This window comes from Achromobacter sp. NFACC18-2, assembly GCF_900108985.1.
In the GTDB taxonomy this organism is placed as follows: domain Bacteria; phylum Pseudomonadota; class Gammaproteobacteria; order Burkholderiales; family Burkholderiaceae_B; genus Achromobacter.
In genome coordinates, this window is the sequence record NZ_FNYM01000036.1 from 1 (window position 1) to 2220 (window position 2220).

Genomic DNA, 2220 nt, shown 5'->3' on the forward strand with positions numbered 1-2220 from the left:
GCATCGACCAGGTGAACCGCGCGGTGTCGCAGATGGACGAAGTGACGCAGCAGAACGCGGCGCTGGTGGAAGAGGCCGCGGCCGCCGCCGGTTCGTTGCAGGAACAGGCGCAGCGCCTGGCCGAAGCGGTGGCGGTGTTCAAGATCAATGCGGGCGAAGTGATCGAAGTGCCGGCGCGCCAGTTGGCGCAGCAGCACCGTCCCGCCGCCCGCGTGGCCGCGCCGGCTCCGGCGCCCGAGGCCGAGCCGCAGCCCGCTGCGAAGCCGGCCGCCGTGCGCCTGACGCACTCGGCCCGCGCCAAGCCGGAACCCGCCGCAGGCGCCACGGCTGCGCGTCCGCCGCGCCGGCCCGCGACGCGTCCGGGGCCCGCGGCCAAGCCCGATCCGAAGCCTGCTTCCGCACCGGCCTCCAGCCGGCGCCAGGCGCCTTCGGATGACGATTGGGAATCTTTCTGACGCCGGCATGCCGGCATATAGGCAGGGGTATGCGAGGTTATCTACATCTTCTGGCGGCGGCCGCGTTTGCGGCCTTTCTCGCTGGCTGCGCGGCGACGGGTCACAACTTCGATCCGAGCAAGCTGTCGACCCTGACGCCGGGGCAGACGACGCTGGAAGAAGCGGCGCGCGCGCTGACCGCGCCGCCTGCCCAACAATTCAAACAGAGCGACGGCACCTTGCTGGCGCTCTGGTCCTTCAAGATAAGTTTTGTCAACGATGGCCTCTACAGCCGCAAGGATGCGCTGCTGCAGTTCGGCCCGGATGGCCGCCTGATGCGGCTCGTCGACAGCACCAATATTCTGCTGGAACCTTGGGAACGCCAGAAATTGCTGGGACCGGCCCCCGCGCCTGAGATGACTCAGGACTGGGCTCGGCCGGCGACAGAGCCCGAGGTGCAAACGATCTACATTCCGGGTCCGGGCGAACCGGCCGGTCTGGCGCCTCAGGGCAAATAGCCCTGCAGTTCGGCAGAAGACATCGGGCCTCAGGCCCGATGGTCGTCGCCCTGAGTGCATACCCTGTGTAACAGGGCATGTCCACAGGGTGGTTTTTCATTTGGTCAGAGCAGTTCCTGAGGGATGGGGAAATAAATGGAAGCGAGTCTCGAATCCGGTGCAAAGCCCGGCAAGGCCGGCAAGAAAAAAGCCGCGCGCGCACCCAAGGTCAAGCGCAAACTGAGGCTGCGCGACGCCCGCGTCGGCACGATGCTGCTGTGGGTGATGGCGTTCTTCGCACTGCTGATCGCGGCGGTGGGCGGCCTGGCGGCCTACTTCCTGCAAAGCAACTATCAATCGATCCGCGAGGTCAATTCGCTGACCGAGCGCGCCAAGCAGGTCGAGATCATCAACAGCGACATGCTGCGCGCCCGCGTGAGCCTGATGGTGGCGGCGCGCCACTTGCAGGAGTCCGGCTGGGGCAGCGGCGAGAATTCGGCGCGCGACGCGGCCGCGGCGCTCAAGGGCGCGACGGATCTGCTGACCGGCGTGCGCAGCCGCTTCTCCGATTTCCAGAAGAACATGCTCGAGGACGACACTGGCCGCCAGTTGTCGATGAACCTCGTGCGCCGCTACCGCTCGTACATCGATGACGGCGTGGACACGATGGTGGAAGCCCTGCGCAGCGAAGACTATTCGACGTTCTACATGGTGAACAACGAATACGGCACGCCGCGCAGCGCCGCCTTCATCGAGGCGATCGCCCAGTTCGACAAGTACATCAACGACCAGCAGCGCGCCACGATCGACCAGGCCGAAGCGAACTTCAACCTGGCCATGGTGGCGGTCGGCATTGCCGTCGGGCTGGCGCTGCTGCTGATGATTCTTGCCCGCATCCTGTTCGGCCGCCTGGTGGTTCGCCCCTTGGTCGAAGCCGGCCAGCATTTCGACAAGATCGCCGCGGGCGACCTGACCGGCCGCGTGGAAGTGCGGTCGCATAACGAAATCGGCCAGCTCTTTGCGGCGCTCAAGCGCATGCAGGAAAGCCTGACCCGCACCGTGTCGACGGTGCGCCGCGGCGTGGACGAAATCACGGTGGGCTCGCGCGAAATTTCGGCCGGCAACACCGACCTGTCCAGCCGCACCGAAGAGCAGGCCGCTTCGCTGGAAGAGACCGCTGCCTCCATGGAGGAACTGGCCTCGACCGTGAAGCAGAACGCCGACAACGCGCGCCAGGCCAATCAATTGGCCGCCAGCGCATCGGACGTGGCCGAGCGCGGCGGTTCGGC

Annotated in this window: 2 protein-coding genes and 1 pseudogene; all 3 read left to right on the plus strand. The window is 66.4% G+C overall.

Annotation, left to right across the window (positions count from 1 at the left end; genetic code table 11):
• Nucleotides 1–455, plus strand: a pseudogene (locus BMW75_RS28975) (methyl-accepting chemotaxis protein); the annotation flags it as partial.
• Between the two features lie 29 nt (nucleotides 456–484).
• On the plus strand, nucleotides 485–952 hold the full coding sequence (locus BMW75_RS28980; RefSeq protein ID WP_076521336.1) for a hypothetical protein: 468 nt from the start codon (nucleotides 485–487) through the stop codon (nucleotides 950–952).
• Between the two features lie 135 nt (nucleotides 953–1087).
• The coding region (locus BMW75_RS28985) for a Tar ligand binding domain-containing protein (protein WP_139208623.1) at nucleotides 1088–2220 on the plus strand (1133 nt) is incomplete at its 3' end.

Excerpts from the sequence above, each read along its gene's own strand:
- BMW75_RS28980 (WP_076521336.1), top strand. The coding sequence starts at position 485 with ATGCGAGGTTATCTACATCTTCTGGCGGCGGCCGCGTTTGCGGCCTTT.